General features: G+C 44.6%; 16 protein-coding genes. 11 read left to right on the forward strand and 5 right to left on the reverse strand.

Going from position 1 to position 15,096, the window contains the following annotated elements; all coding sequences use genetic code 11:
* Positions 1 to 15: 15 nt before the first annotated feature.
* The 5 genes from ACED53_RS02075 (at position 16) to ACED53_RS02095 (ending at position 4,322) form a co-directional block, all read left to right on the forward strand.
* Positions 16 to 993, forward strand: coding sequence for a Fe(3+) dicitrate ABC transporter substrate-binding protein FecB (locus ACED53_RS02075; RefSeq protein ID WP_029225347.1), 978 nt, complete (start codon positions 16 to 18; stop codon positions 991 to 993).
* Positions 990 to 2,045, forward strand: coding sequence for an iron ABC transporter permease (locus tag ACED53_RS02080; RefSeq protein WP_029225348.1), 1,056 nt, complete (start codon positions 990 to 992; stop codon positions 2,043 to 2,045). The genes ACED53_RS02075 and ACED53_RS02080 overlap by 4 nt, the downstream gene beginning before the upstream one ends.
* Complete coding sequence (locus ACED53_RS02085; RefSeq protein WP_029225349.1) at positions 2,045 to 3,016, forward strand: iron chelate uptake ABC transporter family permease subunit; 972 nt, start codon at positions 2,045 to 2,047, stop codon at positions 3,014 to 3,016. Before ACED53_RS02080 ends, ACED53_RS02085 begins: the two co-directional genes overlap by 1 nt.
* A 2-nt stretch (positions 3,017 to 3,018) precedes the next feature.
* Positions 3,019 to 3,783 carry a Fe(3+) dicitrate ABC transporter ATP-binding protein FecE gene (gene fecE, locus ACED53_RS02090; RefSeq protein WP_020477206.1) on the forward strand — a complete coding sequence of 255 codons (765 nt, stop codon included), beginning with the start codon at positions 3,019 to 3,021 and terminating at the stop codon, positions 3,781 to 3,783.
* Positions 3,784 to 3,935: 152 nt separating this feature from the next.
* Entirely contained in the window at positions 3,936 to 4,322 is a 387-nt protein-coding gene (locus tag ACED53_RS02095; protein WP_009844806.1) for a hypothetical protein, read from the forward strand.
* 106 nt (positions 4,323 to 4,428) lie between these two features.
* On the opposite strand, the gene ACED53_RS02100 is transcribed toward ACED53_RS02095, so the two are convergent.
* Positions 4,429 to 5,361: a LysR family transcriptional regulator gene (locus ACED53_RS02100; RefSeq protein WP_017099800.1), complete on the reverse strand. Its 933-nt coding sequence runs from the start codon at positions 5,359 to 5,361 to the stop codon at positions 4,429 to 4,431.
* 206 nt (positions 5,362 to 5,567) lie between these two features.
* Between ACED53_RS02100 and ACED53_RS02105 the strand changes: the two genes are divergently transcribed.
* The gene (locus ACED53_RS02105; protein ID WP_017099801.1) at positions 5,568 to 6,593 is read left to right on the forward strand and encodes a zinc-binding alcohol dehydrogenase family protein; all 1,026 of its coding nucleotides are present in this window, start codon (positions 5,568 to 5,570) and stop codon (positions 6,591 to 6,593) included.
* Positions 6,594 to 6,744: 151 nt separating this feature from the next.
* Here ACED53_RS02105 and ACED53_RS02110 read toward each other — a convergent pair whose 3' ends face one another.
* Both ACED53_RS02110 and ACED53_RS02115 read right to left on the reverse strand, forming a co-directional pair.
* Positions 6,745 to 7,365: a CIA30 family protein gene (locus tag ACED53_RS02110; RefSeq protein WP_032498992.1), complete on the reverse strand. Its 621-nt coding sequence runs from the start codon at positions 7,363 to 7,365 to the stop codon at positions 6,745 to 6,747.
* Positions 7,366 to 7,395: 30 nt separating this feature from the next.
* The gene (locus ACED53_RS02115; RefSeq protein ID WP_017099803.1) at positions 7,396 to 7,662 is read right to left on the reverse strand and encodes a DUF3081 domain-containing protein; all 267 of its coding nucleotides are present in this window, start codon (positions 7,660 to 7,662) and stop codon (positions 7,396 to 7,398) included.
* Positions 7,663 to 8,042: 380 nt separating this feature from the next.
* On the opposite strand from ACED53_RS02115, the gene ACED53_RS02120 reads away from it, so the two are divergent.
* Positions 8,043 to 8,459, forward strand: a complete 417-nt coding sequence (locus tag ACED53_RS02120; protein ID WP_009844811.1) for a VOC family protein — start codon at positions 8,043 to 8,045, stop codon at positions 8,457 to 8,459.
* 174 nt (positions 8,460 to 8,633) lie between these two features.
* On the opposite strand, the gene ACED53_RS02125 is transcribed toward ACED53_RS02120, so the two are convergent.
* Both ACED53_RS02125 and ACED53_RS02130 read right to left on the reverse strand, forming a co-directional pair.
* Positions 8,634 to 9,533 (reverse strand): DMT family transporter, encoded by a 900-nt coding sequence (locus tag ACED53_RS02125; RefSeq protein WP_017099805.1) that lies wholly within the window; start codon positions 9,531 to 9,533, stop codon positions 8,634 to 8,636.
* A 42-nt stretch (positions 9,534 to 9,575) separates the two neighbouring features.
* Positions 9,576 to 10,550 (reverse strand): LysR family transcriptional regulator, encoded by a 975-nt coding sequence (locus ACED53_RS02130; RefSeq protein ID WP_017099806.1) that lies wholly within the window; start codon positions 10,548 to 10,550, stop codon positions 9,576 to 9,578.
* A 100-nt stretch (positions 10,551 to 10,650) separates the two neighbouring features.
* On the opposite strand from ACED53_RS02130, the gene ACED53_RS02135 reads away from it, so the two are divergent.
* The 4 genes from ACED53_RS02135 to ACED53_RS02150 all read left to right on the forward strand — a co-directional run bounded on the left by ACED53_RS02135 (position 10,651) and on the right by ACED53_RS02150 (position 14,309).
* Positions 10,651 to 12,003, forward strand: a complete 1,353-nt coding sequence (locus ACED53_RS02135) for an MATE family efflux transporter (RefSeq protein WP_017099807.1) — start codon at positions 10,651 to 10,653, stop codon at positions 12,001 to 12,003.
* Positions 12,004 to 12,238: 235 nt separating this feature from the next.
* The gene (locus ACED53_RS02140) at positions 12,239 to 12,484 is read left to right on the forward strand and encodes a hypothetical protein (protein ID WP_009844815.1); all 246 of its coding nucleotides are present in this window, start codon (positions 12,239 to 12,241) and stop codon (positions 12,482 to 12,484) included.
* 381 nt (positions 12,485 to 12,865) lie between these two features.
* Positions 12,866 to 13,870: a response regulator gene (locus tag ACED53_RS02145; RefSeq protein ID WP_017099808.1), complete on the forward strand. Its 1,005-nt coding sequence runs from the start codon at positions 12,866 to 12,868 to the stop codon at positions 13,868 to 13,870.
* Position 13,871: 1 nt separating this feature from the next.
* Positions 13,872 to 14,309 carry a PAS domain-containing protein gene (locus ACED53_RS02150; RefSeq protein WP_009844817.1) on the forward strand — a complete coding sequence of 146 codons (438 nt, stop codon included), beginning with the start codon at positions 13,872 to 13,874 and terminating at the stop codon, positions 14,307 to 14,309.
* Positions 14,310 to 15,096: the final 787 nt, after the last annotated feature.

Consider the following 15,096-nt stretch of genomic DNA (forward strand, 5'->3'; position numbering starts at 1 on the left):
TAAGGAAAAGTAAATATGGAAAACAGTTCTCGACTTTTATTTTCGAATCAATGGCTGCTGCCGAACGGACTGCTGTCATTCAAAAGGCATTTTTTATTCAGCAGGATAGCGATAACCTTAGCTTTGTTGGCTTTAAGCTTGTTCTCATTCTCCAGTTCAGCAAAAACGAGGATCATTCAAGATGAGCAAGGTCAGTTTGAGATAGCGACTACCCCGCAACGCGTTGTGGTGTTGGAGTTCTCATTTGTCGATGCGTTAGCTGCGGTAGGCGTGTCTCCGGTTGGTGTTGCCGATGACAATGATACTTCGCGAGTGATTCCGGCGGTGCGTGAATTAGTGCAACCATGGGAATCGGTTGGGATGCGTTCGCAGCCTAGTCTAGAAGCCATTGCGGTATTAAAGCCCGACCTGATCATTGCCGATGCAGAGCGTCATCGTACGGTTTATGAAGATCTACAGCGAATCGCACCAACTCTGCTGCTCAAAAGCCGTGGAGAGACTTATCAAGAGAACTTGGAATCTGCGCTTAAGGTTGGTATCGCCCTCGATAAGCAATCGGCAATGGAACAAAGAATTCACCAACATCAACAAGCCATGGTGGAATTTAAGAGTCATTTCTCGCTTAAACAAACTGTCCAATTTGCAGTTGTGTCGGAAAAAGGAATGTGGCTACATAGCCCTGCTTCGTATGCCGGAGGTGTACTCACCACATTAGGTATTGCTAGCCCAATAGTGGAGCCGACAAACAAGGCGTACTTACCAACCAGCTTTGAGTTGTTGTTGAAAACGAATCCAGATTGGTTGCTCCTTGGTGCTTACTCAGATCCAAATATCGTTGATGATTGGCAGAAAAACCCACTGTTTAATGTATTAACATCCGCGAAGAATCAACAAGTGGTAGAAGTGTCACCAGCACTATGGTCATTGAATCGAGGCATGTTGGCCGCAGAACAAATGGCGAAAAATCTAGAGCAGATCTTGGATCATTCATGAGTTCGATGTTGCTCTCTAGAGGTAAGCGACGTTCGCTTATAGTGTCGTGGCTTACGGTATTAGTGTCGTGGCGAGTCACGTTATTTACGGCTTTAGTGTCGTGTTTGGCGATGTCTGGTTACGTGGCCTCGATGCTAGGTTGGTCGAATTTCTCCCTAACATTGAGTGACTTAGTTCACTATTGGTTTGCGTTTGATGAGAGCAATATGACTCATCAAATATTGGCGACACTTAGAGCTCCAAGGGCTCACGCTGGGTTATTGATTGGTGCAAGCTTAGCCGTCGCCGGACTGTTGATGCAGGGATTAACACGTAACCCACTTGCGTCTCCATCAATTTTAGGTATTAACGCTGGCGCAGCCTGTTTTATGGCTTTAGCTGCGATAGGCATACCTGTGGTGAGTGATTTAAACCCGATCCTTAATGCTGTTCTTGGTGCATTGCTAGGCGGTGGTGCTGTGATGCTCCTCGGTGGCTTCTTCTCCGAACGTTCTCATCCGTTACGTTTGGTTTTAGCGGGTATCGCCATTACTGCTTTATTGATTGGGTTAACTCGAGCAGCGTTGATTCTAGCTGATGATATGGCTTATAGCGTGCTGCATTGGCTTACCGGTTCATTGTCTAGCGTGGATGAGGGACAGTGGCAACAGCTTTGGCCGCCAGCAGTGATTGGTTTGGTGTTGGCTGTTAGCCTTGCTCGTAACCTCAACTTATTGGCGCTTGGTGAAGAAGTGGCTGTGGGGTTGGGCAGTAATATCCGGCTTACTCGCCTCATGAGTGGATTGGCTATCGTGTTGCTTGCGGGTGCCAGTGTCGCTATCGCTGGTCCCATTGGCTTTGTAGGATTGTTGGTTCCTCATTTGGTTCGGCCCATGGTTGGGCACAATTACCATCTACTGATTCCTATCTCCGCAATGGCAGGTGCAGCATTAGTGTCTTGGTCAGATGCGTTGTCACGATCGATTGCTTTCCCGACTGAAACGCCCGTTGGTGTTATTACAGCCCTACTTGGGACACCTTGTTTTATTTTGATTGCGACGAGGAGATCTTAATGCACCATCACACTAAGATAGTTTTGTTATCAGGGATTCTCATATTAGTGGCATCTGCGGGCTTGTTTGTCGGTGCTGCGTCACTTTCTATTCCTCAAGTCATCGAACATTTGGTCGCCTTTTCCAGTGACGACTTTGTTATCCATCAGTATCGGCTACCACGTATGTTACTCGCGATAAGCGTGGGCGCAGGGTTGGGGCTATCCGGCGTATTAGTGCAAGGTGTGATACGTAACCCGTTAGCATCGCCTGATCTTATGGGCATTAGCGCCGGGGCAGGGCTTGCTGCGACTGCGAGTTTAGTGTGGTTCCCTAATGCGGCAGTTAGCGTACTGCCTGTGGTGGCGATGTTCGGTGGGGTATTGGCTGCTGGGCTGATTGCGCTATTGGCATGGTGGTCAAGGCCAACACCCGCCAAGTTGGCCTTGATTGGTATTGCAGTGAGTGCGTTTCTGGCGAGTTGTATCGACTTCTTGCTTGTCACTAACCCCATCGAGATCAACACTGCGATGGTATGGCTAACTGGCAGCCTCTGGGGACGAAATTGGCAGCAAGTTCCCTTTATTTGGGGAGCATTGCTCTTGTTGTTGCCAATGGCATTTTGGCTTGCTTGGCGATTGGATGTGATGGGGCTTGGTGAGGAAAGTGCCACCACATTGGGTACTAAGCCAAAACAGATACAAGCTCTTGCACTATTGGCCGCAGTGTTGCTTGCCAGCGTCAGCGTTTCAGTGGCTGGAACGATCAGTTTTGTGGGTTTATTAGCACCTCACTTAGCGCGCTTGTTGTTTGGGCATAATCATAAGTTGTTAATCCCGGCGTCTGCTCTGGTGGGTGCGATTCTGGTTACTTGTGCCGACGGCTTGGCAAGAGGTCTACAACCACCGATTGAATTACCTGCAGGGGTACTTACTTCTGTCATTGGCGCGCCTTATTTCATCTTTCTTCTCTATCGCTATCGAGGTTGGTAACCATGCTAAAAACGCAAAATCTTTCCGTCGCGTACGGCAAACAAACGATCATACCGAACCTTTCGGTGTCCATCCCAAAGGGAAAAATCACAGCCTTAATTGGACCCAATGGATGTGGTAAATCTACCTTGTTAAAGACGTTAGTCAGGATCAATAAGCCGGTGACAGGAGAGGTGTTATTTGAAGACAAACCGTTGTCGAGCTATGGCGATAAAGTGCTCGCGCGTTCGTTGTCGCTTCTGCCGCAAATATTGGTCAGCCCTGAAGGCATTTCGGTCAGAAAACTGGTTGAATATGGCCGTTCTCCTTATGTGTCCCATTGGGGAAGGTTAGGGCAAGAAGACCAAGCTATTGTCGAACAAGCAATGCGTGATACCGGCGTACTTGAGTTTGCTGATAAACCGATTGAGTCACTGTCGGGTGGGCAGCGTCAAAGAGCATGGATAGCGATGATAATAGCGCAAGACACAGATGTCGTGATGTTGGATGAACCGACCACTTATCTTGATATGTCTCACCAAGTTGAATTAATGAACTTGATGCAGCAGATGAATGACAAGGGAAAAACGGTGGTGGTTGTGCTCCATGATCTGAACCAAGCGAGCCGTTACTGCGATCATTTGATCGTTTTAGAAAGAGGTGGTTTAGTGGCTGAAGGCACCCCCGATGAGGTGATGACCGAGACATTGCTGAATGATGTTTTTGATCTCAAAGCGAGCGTATTTCGTGACCCTATATCCAATACGCCGATGTGTGTGGCGATTTAAGCAAATAGCCGATGATTAAAGTTGTCAGTATGGCTTGCTGTGCATCCGGTTAAAATAATCAGAGCGAATCAATTTTTGGTGTTGATTGAGATAGTATTTTGCTATAAAACGCGCATAATCTCGCTATACAACACTTAAAGAAGAAATTATCTATGACGACCTTTCAATACTACTTTCACCAACTGCCTTGCTTCGACTGTAAAAAAACGACAGTAAGTACTGATCTTGGTTGGTTAACGCCTGCGATGAAAGATACTGCTCTAGAGCAAGTGACAAAGACACTTGCGGAAGGTGAAGTTACGCCTGATCTTTCAGCAAATGTGGTTTGTACCAAAGACGAAGCTCGCGAGTATCTATTACTGAATTTCTTCGGTTATTCAGAAGAAGAGTTAGCGAGCGGAATTGAAGCTGATGATGAGCAAGAAGTCGCGGATGAAATTGCAGAACTTCTAGAAGAAGGCCAAGATACAATCACCTTCGAACATGAAATTGCTCTTCAGTGCTGTGCTGATTGCGATGTTGAAGAAGAGTCAAACTAAGCACTCGTATTAAAGTACATTTATCCATTAATACGGTGTGATGTTCAAATGAAGAAAGGCGTTAGTGGCTTAAAAGTTCACTAACGCCTTTTTTATCTCTAGATCGCTAAGACTTTTGAGTATCTATAATGCTTTGTTTGCTCAGTTGAGAAAGGATCTCTGCGGTTTTCTCGCGGAATAAATCTCTTAATAAGCGAACCGTTGGCGTGATGGATTGACGACTAGGGCACACTAACCACAACTCGGTTGGTGTTGGTTTAAATTCAGGCATAACTTTAACCACTTCGCCCGAAAGCAAATGCTTCGACATATCTAAACAAGACTTTATCGCCACGCCTTTACCGGCAACACACCAACGTCTAACAAGGTCAGCATCGTTCGATGCACGATTCCCTTTCAGCTTCACTTTGTGATCCTGCTTACCATCGTTAAACACCCATTCGTCTTGCAACATATCATGCAGCTGATAAAGCAAACCATTATGTTGAGCTAAGTCACTCGGGTGTTTTGGTGTTCCCATTTCAGCCAAATATTCAGGAGCCGCACACAATATTCTCGGCACATCGCAGATCTTGAAACCATACATGTTGGCGTCAGTAGGGGAGCCATAGCGAAGCGCCATATCAACGGAGTCACGGTAAAAATCGATATTACTGTCACTGATGCTCGTTCTAAGTGATGCTTTAGGGTATTCAAGCAAGAACACGTCTAACCAAGGTGTGATGAGGTTGCGGCCTAGATCCGATGAAAGCGCAATGCGGATTTCTCCATCGAGAATACCAAGCTCTTCGCGCATGCTGAGCTTGGCTTGCTCTAATATTTTCAAGGCCTGTTCACACTCAGGTAAATAGCGTTCGCCTGCTGAAGAGAGCCTTAAATGGCGAGTGGTTCTTACAAACAGTTCAGCGCCTAGTGCGGCTTCAACTCGTTTGACGGCAGCACTCGCGGTAGCAGTACGCATGTCTAGGTTGGTGGCTGCTGCGGTGATGCTGCGAAACTCCGCCACTTTTAAAATGACCTGTAAGTCTTCAAGAAGCATCTTATCTACCTGTGTTTGATAATGTTCTAAACATTGTATTGAAATCTTTGCTAATCACAAAGCGGGTTAACCCTTATTTACCTCTTCTAAGCTAACTTTATACGCTTAATTATCAAAATATATTTGAAAATTATTCAAATGTTAGACGGTTTATCTAGAGTGAGAATTGACTAAGATTAACTCGTCTAATTCAAGGAGAAAGCACAATGTCAGTACCATCAAAAATGAAAGCTATCGGATTTACTCAATCACTTGCGATTACAGAACAAGACAGTTTGTTTGAGTTTGAAACGAGCCTGCCAGAACTAAAAAATAATGACTTGCTGGTAAAGGTGAGCGCGACTTCTATCAACCCTGCTGACGCAAAAATTCGTATTCGTAATGCTAAGGATAAAACACTCGAACAACCTAAAGTGCTAGGCTATGACGCAGTTGGTGAAGTTGTTGGCAAAGGTGCTGACGTTGAAGGTTTCGAACTCGGTGACCGTGTGTATTATGCAGGTGATGTAACACGTATGGGTGCCAACGCAGAATACCAAGCTGTGGACTACCATATTACGGCTAAAGCACCTAAGAGCCTTTCTGATGAAGCTGCTGCTGTTATGCCACTAGCAACACTTACCGCTTGGGAAGCGTTGTTTGACCGCCTGCGTGTTCGCCCTGAAGAGAAAAAGTCTATCCTGATCATTGGTGGAGCAGGCGGTGTAGGTTCAATTACGATTCAACTGGCTAAGCAACTGACCAACCTAAATGTTATCGCTACAGCTTCAAGACCAGAAACCGAACAGTGGGTTAGGGATATGGGTGCAGACCATGTGGTGAATCACCGTAACTTGGTTGAGTCTGTACGAGAGCAAGGCATCCAGCATGTCGATTACATTTTTAATGTTGCGGATACTAAAGGGCACTGGGAATCGATGGTGGAGCTGATTGCACCACAAGGCATGATCAGTTCGATTGTGGAGTTCGATGGTGGAATTGATCTGTCGGCGCTTCAAGGTAAGTCTGTAGGTTTTGTGTGGGAGCTGATGTTTACCCGTTCACTGTTCAACACAGACGATATCCAGAAGCAACAGGACATCTTATTCCAAGCTGCGAACTTGATTGATGCAGGCCGCATTAAATCGACACTAACGACGACGTTGAATGGTTTTAGTGTTGAGACTCTGAAAGATGCGCACCAACGTATTGAAAGCAGCGCTTCGATTGGTAAAACAGCCATCAAATATTAACAGTTAATGATCTAGATCTTTGACGGTTTGAAGCATTGATCTTTTGAACACTTGAATAGAAAGCCCCTGATATCTATCGCGAATCGGTAAGATATCAGGGGCTCTTGTTCGTCTGTGGTTTATTCAGGCTTTACCTTATTCCAACAAAGCGTTACTCCGTTTCTTGCGAGGTTTTGAATTGAATCTGAAGTAAGTTTAGCTTGAAGGGCAGAGGCTGTTTGTCCGCAATCAAAAAGCCGATCTGTTTAATGTCTTGAGCTTTAAGCGCCGGAGCTCCGTTGAGTAACCGACCTCTAAACACCGCTTGAAAGTCCTTTAGTCGGAAGGCTTTCTTGAGTTGTTCACCTTTAATTGTCTCAAAGTTGTGCTTGTAGTTGGTCCTGTTTCCATCTATCCACGTTGTGAACCTTAATTGGTAAGTACGACCATCACCCACAAACGTCAAATCTAAGCTGTCCGTTTCAGAGCTTAGTGTTTTAACAGAGCGATTGATTGAACTGAAGCCACCATTGTTCTCTAGCGATAGTTCGCCCTTAAATTGACTCGTCTCGCCATCATGAATAAGACCGCCTGTTGAGATGCCGCCCATCACATTGTCGTTGGTCGCTGTCCAATTCTTCTGTTCGTTCGCTTGTGTAAAATCAATCATATCTATTCCTGCTACAGATACTTGAGACCATAAAAAAGAAAGGCTGAGTATTGCCCACAAAGAAGCGATTCGTTTGCGCAGTAAGTGCGTTTTAAAGTCAGTTTCGTGCATGATTTTATCCATTAGTTGCTAGGGCGTGTTGACCTTTCGTACTTACGGAGAAGGCTCTGTAGCAAGCATAGCTAGACAATGGTTGATGAAGTCTTCATAGTTCGACGCTTGGTCGTATTCGATTTTTAATGAACCGTGGAACATCAGGGTTACCGTAACGTCTCTGTAGCTTAGCCAACAGGTGTAACCGTCGTAATCGTGCCAAGCAAACATCTCATCTAATTGATATTTATTGTCCAGCTGTTCGCCCGTTGAACGAAGGTAATCGAACACTCTGAGAAATTCTTTGATGGTAATTCTGCTGTCCATGTATCACTCCCGCTACGCAGTCGACTAAAAAATGCTAAGTGCTTGTATTTCAATTAACTACGGTTTGGCTCTGCATTGCGATCACTGAGGGGAGGCCTGTATACAACATCCATTTCATCGGTTCACTTTGTGGGAGGTGTGGTTTGGAGAGAACACCTCCCATAAAGTCACTGTCATTAAGTACAAAGAACATAATACGAGGCAAGAGAGTTACATTGGATTAGGTCGTCTAAACTTACAGTTTGTATGTAGTCAAAACAGAACAACTTGGACTCTAAAGACGTTCTCGAAAATAAACGTAAATTAGTTCTTTACCTCAACTTAACTTGAGGTATTAGGATATGCAACGTTGCTTAAGAGAATACTTTAAGGAGAGAAGAATGATCCAACTTGAACATGTAAATTTAGTGGTTAAAGATATCCCAGAGATGCTGACTTTCTATAAAGCAGCTTTCCCTCATTGGTATGTTCGTGATGAAGGGCAAGGCGAATGGTCTGGCAAGCCACGTAACTGGCTACATTTTGGTGATGAATACCAATACATTGCGTTGAGCGATCACGGTGAAGGAGAAAACAGAGATTTGGCTGGGCATTCTGTCGGTCTCGCGCATTTTGCTTATGTAACCAACAATATCGAGAGCGTGATTGAGCGCCTTATTGATGCGGGTTTCCCTATTGCCAAACCTGGAGCTGAAGAACCTTATCGCAAAAACGTTTACTTTGTTGATCCTGCGGGCTTTGAAATCGAGTTTGTAGAGTACTTGAGTGATGATCCCAAGCTGCGTAATGCCACGTAGTAGAACTCGTAATCGAGTTGGTGTACTAGAGCAAGATTGTTCGAAATAAAACGTCTAAGAAAGGGTGCTAGGAAGACTCACAGAAAAGGGCATTGTGGAATATTCCGCAATGCCCTTTTTATATCTATTAGCTGATTGGCTAGCTGATATTTACTCTGCTAGTCGCTTAGTCGCTTACTTAGCTTTAAACGGTACTAACAGTTGTTTGCCAAACACATTGATCAAGGCTCCTGTTACGATCAGGCCACCACCTAGGTAAGTCCAAACTGATGGAATCTCATTGAAGATCCACACGCCTAACAGCGCTGAGAATACGATTTGAACGTATGAGTAAGCCGAAGCTTTACCGGCAGCTTGAGTTTGCATCGCTTTGGTTAAACCGTATTGGCCTATCTGAGTGAAAATCCCGACCAGAACCAACATAACGGTTAAGAATAAGCTCGGCCATACAAAGTCGTTCCAGATCAGGGCTGTTGAGATTGGAAGAGCAACCAGCGGGAAATAGAAGATGATCACCGAGCTATCTTCAGTTTGGCTAAGCTTTCTCACAATTACATAAGCAATTGAGCTACCAAACGCGCCAAATAACGCCACCATAATGCTGAACATGGGTAACTCGCTGTTTACGCCGCTGTTCATGCTCGGTTGTACCATCACTAGTAATCCCGCGAGGCAGAATGCAATGCAGATCATGGTCGACTTTTGCACGCGCTCTTTTAAGAACAACACGCCAAGCAACGCAGTAAACACGGGATGTACGTATTGTAGAATGGTTGCTTCTGCTAATGGCAAGGTGGTGACAGCGTAGTAAACACACATCAACGCCGCAGTACCGACAGCACCACGCACGAACAAGAGTGGTTTGTTATTACCCCAGATCGAAATGCCTTTTCGTTTTACGTCGATGTAGCTGATGATCAAAGAGACCAAAGCCCTTGCTGCAACGATTTCAAAGACAGGTATCCCGTAGTTGCTGATGTATTTCACACAAGCAGACATCAGTGCGAACCCAAAAGCGGAGAGAATCATGAACCTAACCCCAACAGGGATCATTGAAACAGAGAAAGAAGGCATAAAAATATCAATCGGGTGAGGGAAGGGGAATCATAGCTTAATTTAAGAGAGTCGACCAAAGCCTTTGTCTTGCTCAATTACACCAAACCATTGATATTGCTGTGCGAGTGATTTCAGCAACTCAATCTCTTTGGCTGTCTCTTCCCTCAGCCATTCAATAAGGTCATTGATGATAGGCGTGTGTGTACGCTGGTGCATGAAGTAAGTCCAAGCACTGTGTTGAATCTTTGCATCCTTAGGGCAGTACAAGAAGCCCCGTTGTAGATCCTGTAAAACCAACAGTAAATCCGTCACCGTGACGCCTTCACCTGACAAGCAAGCACTGAGTGCCATATCCAAAGACAAGAAGCTGGTATTTCTAACGGGCTTTTTCGGTGGGAACTCGACATCAGCCAGCCACACTTTCCAGTCGTGATGATCTAAGGTCGGGTGGAGTCTTGGTAAGGTTAAGAGCGAATCGAGGTCAGTATCTTTGTTCGTTAAACTAGTCGAACAGACCGGCGCCATAAACTCTTCACGTAAGAAGGTGATGTTAGGTGCCTTGTCATAGCGTTTTTTGAAGCGCGTGTGAAAGATCAGCAGGTCATATTCGCTGCTGTTGATCGATTCGTCTTCCTCAATCACAGGCACAATGACGATTTCATAATCTTGATAACGCTCGTTTAATTCCCGTACTTTAGAGATCAATACGCGCGTCGCGAAACTCAAAGTCGCTTTGATCACAATACGTTTCTGCTTTGGCTCGCCCCAAGAAGCAATAACCGTTTCGACATTGGCATAGCTTTCACGTAAAGCCACATACAAATCGTGACCTTGTTCTGTTAGTTCAATCGCTCGATGCTTACGAATAACCAATGATGCGTTTAACTCATCTTCAAGCTGTTTAATCTGACGGCTGATCGCACTTTGTGTCACATGCAGTTCATCGGCGGCCAACGTAAAGCTCATCAGCCTTGCAGCAGCTTCGAAGGCTTTTAAGCCATTATGGGATGATGGCAAGCTAGGATATGGGGTCATAATTCGTTCGCATGAGTTTATAGAATGTTAGAGTCGCAAATTTATCAATTGAACGCCAGCTTCATCGATCGTATTTTGGGCGAAATTACCTGAGGCGCTCATGAAAAAAATACTCACTCTTGCATTCCCTTTGATCATTTCACAGCTGATCTCTATGGCGTTAGTCCTTACTGATGTTTGGATGATGTCGCGTATCAGTGTGTCAGCCCTTGCGGCTGGTGGCTTAGGCGCCTCTATCTACTTTTTCATCTTTATTATTGCGAGCAGCACCGTGGGGTGTGTCGCGAACTTGATTGCGATCGCTTACGGTCAGCGCGTAGCTCGCCCTGAGTTTGGTAATACACAAATCAGATTGGCGGTGAAAGGCGCAACTATGTTGGTATTCGTGCTCAGCGTGACCTTAATGGCCAGCTTCTGGTTTGCTCCGTTGGTATTAGAAGCAGCCAAACAGCCACCAGAAGTGATCACTTTAGCAATGGAATATGTGCATGCCTTGAAATGGGTGATGCTGCCTTCGCTTATTTTGTTGGTACTTCGTGGCTTAACCAGTGCGTTTGGCAATGTGCGTTCTATTCTTGTGATGTCTATTATCACCGTAATTCTGAATGCGCCAGTGAGCTATTTCTTAACTTTCCAATTAGACATGGGTTTAACTGGTTTAGGGTTAGGTACGGCTATCGCGGCCTTTATCGTGATGGTTGGATACACGGTTTGGGTATTCAAGCGTGACGAATTCAAGCAGTTCGCCCCTTGGTTAAACACAGAAGAGTATTCAATCAAATTAATGAGCCCTTTATTGATGATGGGTTTGCCTATTGGGCTCGCTGCATTACTTGAACATGGCTTAATCTACGGTGGCACCTTAATGGCGGGCACGATCAGTATTGCTTCGTTAGCTCTTCACCAAATCCTGCTGCAATGCTTAAGCTTTACTTGGAACTTCAATTTCGGCTTCTCACAAGCTGCCGCTATTTTGGTTGGGCGTGACTACGGTGCGGGCAACTACGAAGGCATCAAAAGAACCTCGATTCTAAGCTTTATCTTGGTGTCGGTGCTGAGCGTGGCGCTGTCTGCCGTGTTTATCATATGGCCTGAAATGATCGCGTCTATCTTCAAGTTAGACGATGGTACGGGCGCAATGACTTCGCTATTGGCCTCTGTTATTTGGGTTGTCGCGTTGTGCTTCATCGTTGATGCTTGGCAGTTACTGGCAATTAACCTTCTGAGAGGCATGAAGATTGTTTCAATGCCAACCGTGATGACAGCCATTGGTTACTGGGTATTTGGCCTACCTGCTGCTTGGTATTTGATGCATAAGTTCCAGCTTGCAGGGATTTGGGGCGGAATCGGCGTTGGTTTAGGTGTAACGGGTATTCTGCTGCTTATCCAGCTGATGCGTGTCATTCAAAAGAACAGTAAGTCTCCGGATCTCTCGACTCATGCTTATTCGTGATCTGCTTGTGATGCTCGCTTTTACCACGGAACCTTGAACGATAAACTTTGTAATGCTGACCAAGAACTATCAATTACCAGTTACCAGTTTCTAATTACCAACAATGGGCTATAAGCTAAAAGCTAAAAGCCCTGAATTGCGTACTTCGTAATTTAGACCTTGGTCTTACAGAAACCGTAAGCAAAGGTGGCTAGAATGATTTAAGTCGCTCATCGTTTTATCAAGGAAAATGCAAATGGAAGTTGGATTGTTTTGGGCTGAGAAAGGAATGCTAGTACTTGGCGCTCTGTTTGTTTTGACGAGCATGATGCAGTACGGAAGACGCAGTAGTGATTGGAAAGGCGTGATTACTATGTTTTATAAGCGTATCCCAATGAATATTGCGGAATACAAATGGTACCGTCTGGGCATCGCTTTACTGGTGTTTGCTGTGGTTATTCGTTTCGCATTACTGATTCTATGGCCTACATATCAGTTTTAGCTCCCTTGTACTCATTATGTAAAACGGATAAAAACGTCAACCTGATAAACGCGTAGTAGGCGATCAGCACGTATAGACGTTCAACATGTATGGCCGTTGCGTGAATCGGCAAGTCGAGCCTTAATAGGCTACTTATTAAGGCTGTTATTCTATAAATCATCGCAGTCATTTCATAAAATAGTGCAATTACTTTATAAAATGGCTTGTTACTATCTCTGTAGCATATTGTTTTTCATAAAGAATAATCAGAGATAATCGAATATCCGCTTTTCCCATCAATCTGACTAATAATCTACATATAAATTCATTCACCCCGTACCTGATACGATAATGATCTGTTACACTCCTCGAAATTAGCTTTAATTTGTCGGTGGTGCATTTATGTCGTTCCCAGTTCTTATATGTGATGATTCTGCATTAGCAAGGAAGCAGATGGCTCGATCACTGCCTAGTTCTCTAAATGCAGATATAACTTTTGCTGTTCATGGGCTTAATGCACTTGAAGAGTTAGCTCAAAACCAGTTTAAACTGATGTTCCTCGACTTGACCATGCCTGAGCTAGATGGCTATGGCACATTGGAAGAGATGCAACGCTTAGGTGATAACACACCTGTTGTCGTTGTTTCCGGTGACATCCAGCCAAAAGCGCAGCAGAGGGTCATGGACCTTGGTGCTAAAGCGTTTTTACAAAAACCGATCGATAAAGAAGCGTTAAAAGGCATTTTACGTGAACTTGTTGAGCCGCCAACGCAGCCTCAGGTGGTTACCCCTAACGCTTTAGATCTTCCAATACTACGCAGACGCGATATCTACATGGAAGTGGCGAACGTAGCAATCGGCCGCGCCGCCGATGCACTGGCGCGCCATTTTGATGTATTTGTCCATTTACCACTACCGAACGTGAATATTTTGGAAGTGAGTGAATTGCACATGGCACTTCGCGACTTAGCAGACAACGACCAAGTGTCGGGTGTTTGCCAAGGCTTTAGTGGAGAAGGTATTGCAGGTGAAGCGTTAGTCTTGCTGAGTGATTCCAGTGTGAGCGATCTTAAAAAGCTCATGAAGGTGCCAACAGAAAGCGAACAGTTAGAAGAACTAGAGCTGTTGATGGATGTATCTAATATCCTTGTGGGTTCATTCCTGAATGGGTTAGGTGAGCAGTCAGAAGTTCGTTTCTTCCAGAGCTCTCCGGTGTTGCTTGGTCAACACATCTCAATCGATTCCGTTATTGAAAATACCGGCGGCTCATTCAAGAAAACGATGACTTTCGAAGTCAGCTATAACATAGACGGCACTTCAATCCGTTGTGACCTTCTATTCATGTTTGTTGATGAATCTTTGCCACTTCTAGATAATAAATTGGCCTACCTAATGGAGGAGTTTTAATATGTTGAATCTTCCTGCTGAATTTGAACAGTTCCACTGGATGGTGGACATGGTTCAGAACGTCGACATGGGGCTGGTGGTTATTAATCGCGATTTTGAGGTGCAAGTTTGGAATGGCTTCATGACTCACCATAGCGGTAAGCAATCACATGATGCTATCGGTAAGTCGATCTTTGAGTTATTCCCTGAAATCCCAGAAGAGTGGTTTAGGCTGAAAACCAAGCCAGTCTATGATTTAGGTTGTCGCAGCTTTATTACATGGCCACAAAGACCTTACTTGTTCAAGTGCCGCAATGTTCGCCCTGTCACTCAACAAGCTGATTTCATGTACCAGAACGTGACGCTAAACCCGATGCGTTCGCCTACTGGACAAATCACGTCATTGTTCTTGTCGATTCAAGATGCGACTGCAGAAGCGTTAAGCGCTCAAAAGAATTAGCACCTGTCTTAATTCGATACTCATAGCTTGTAAAGAACAATTCAAAACATCGAATAAAAATGGCTAAGGTTAATTACCTTAGCCATTTTTTTGTTTTTTATCTTCAAACCTAATCTTCCCCCTAGCTTTTCACGTTAGCCAATTCTCTTTTTCCATGCGCTTTACTGAATGTTTTAGGTTAAATCAACGAAAGGGCAGCCACGAAATGTGCTTTCGGCGCGGCAATGCTACGGGTGAATAGAAAGTGGATTTATAAAGTTTGAGTTTGAAAGCTTCATTTAATGGAGTGCGAGGGCTGAATTATCAAACCCAAGTGAGTATTGGCCTCTAGATTGAGTCGTTTTCACTCTATTTTTCCAAGTGACCGCAAAACAGAAACGTCACCAGACTGCCCAATTTGGTCAAAAACCGATAAAAATTAGAAAAAATCGAATTTATTTAAGAAAAAAGGCATTTTTTTGTTGGAGAAAAGTGTGGTTTTTATGTGATTTCGAGGCACTTTCTTCACATATTTGCTTTGTGAGGGGGATATTACGTAAAAAAGGGAGGAAAACGATTGCGCAATAAACCGACAGCGTTTGCGTAATTGGTTCGCTAAGTTATTAATTAGTAAGAATTTAGTGGGGAAGTGTTACTTGGGAGCTTTTACCAGATATGGAATCTTCGAGAGGATAGCACAAAAAAAAATGAAATATCAGACTTGCTGTTACTAAATCACGACCTATAATGCTGAAAACCGGAGCGTCTGCCAACGCTCCGGTTTTTTTGTGTCCGAAGAAAAGTAAAC

Origin of the sequence: Vibrio sp. 1F169 (assembly GCF_041439605.1) — a bacterium.
In the GTDB taxonomy this organism is placed as follows: Bacteria; Pseudomonadota; Gammaproteobacteria; order Enterobacterales; family Vibrionaceae; genus Vibrio; species Vibrio tasmaniensis_A.

Bases quoted from the DNA above. Each gene is read 5' to 3' on its own strand.
- ACED53_RS02150 (WP_009844817.1), top strand. From the start codon at position 13,872: ATGTTGAATCTTCCTGCTGAATTTGAACAGTTCCACTGGATGGTGGAC.
- ACED53_RS02135 (WP_017099807.1), top strand. From the start codon at position 10,651: ATGAAAAAAATACTCACTCTTGCATTCCCTTTGATCATTTCACAGCTG.
- ACED53_RS02115 (WP_017099803.1), bottom strand. From the start codon at position 7,662: ATGGACAGCAGAATTACCATCAAAGAATTTCTCAGAGTGTTCGATTAC.
- ACED53_RS02140 (WP_009844815.1), top strand. From the start codon at position 12,239: ATGGAAGTTGGATTGTTTTGGGCTGAGAAAGGAATGCTAGTACTTGGC.
- fecE (WP_020477206.1), top strand. From the start codon at position 3,019: ATGCTAAAAACGCAAAATCTTTCCGTCGCGTACGGCAAACAAACGATC.
- ACED53_RS02145 (WP_017099808.1), top strand. From the start codon at position 12,866: ATGTCGTTCCCAGTTCTTATATGTGATGATTCTGCATTAGCAAGGAAG.
- ACED53_RS02080 (WP_029225348.1), top strand. From the start codon at position 990: ATGAGTTCGATGTTGCTCTCTAGAGGTAAGCGACGTTCGCTTATAGTG.
- ACED53_RS02085 (WP_029225349.1), top strand. From the start codon at position 2,045: ATGCACCATCACACTAAGATAGTTTTGTTATCAGGGATTCTCATATTA.
- ACED53_RS02075 (WP_029225347.1), top strand. From the start codon at position 16: ATGGAAAACAGTTCTCGACTTTTATTTTCGAATCAATGGCTGCTGCCG.
- ACED53_RS02110 (WP_032498992.1), bottom strand. From the start codon at position 7,365: ATGGATAAAATCATGCACGAAACTGACTTTAAAACGCACTTACTGCGC.
- ACED53_RS02125 (WP_017099805.1), bottom strand. From the start codon at position 9,533: ATGCCTTCTTTCTCTGTTTCAATGATCCCTGTTGGGGTTAGGTTCATG.
- ACED53_RS02130 (WP_017099806.1), bottom strand. From the start codon at position 10,550: ATGACCCCATATCCTAGCTTGCCATCATCCCATAATGGCTTAAAAGCC.
- ACED53_RS02105 (WP_017099801.1), top strand. From the start codon at position 5,568: ATGTCAGTACCATCAAAAATGAAAGCTATCGGATTTACTCAATCACTT.
- ACED53_RS02095 (WP_009844806.1), top strand. From the start codon at position 3,936: ATGACGACCTTTCAATACTACTTTCACCAACTGCCTTGCTTCGACTGT.
- ACED53_RS02120 (WP_009844811.1), top strand. From the start codon at position 8,043: ATGATCCAACTTGAACATGTAAATTTAGTGGTTAAAGATATCCCAGAG.
- ACED53_RS02100 (WP_017099800.1), bottom strand. From the start codon at position 5,361: ATGCTTCTTGAAGACTTACAGGTCATTTTAAAAGTGGCGGAGTTTCGC.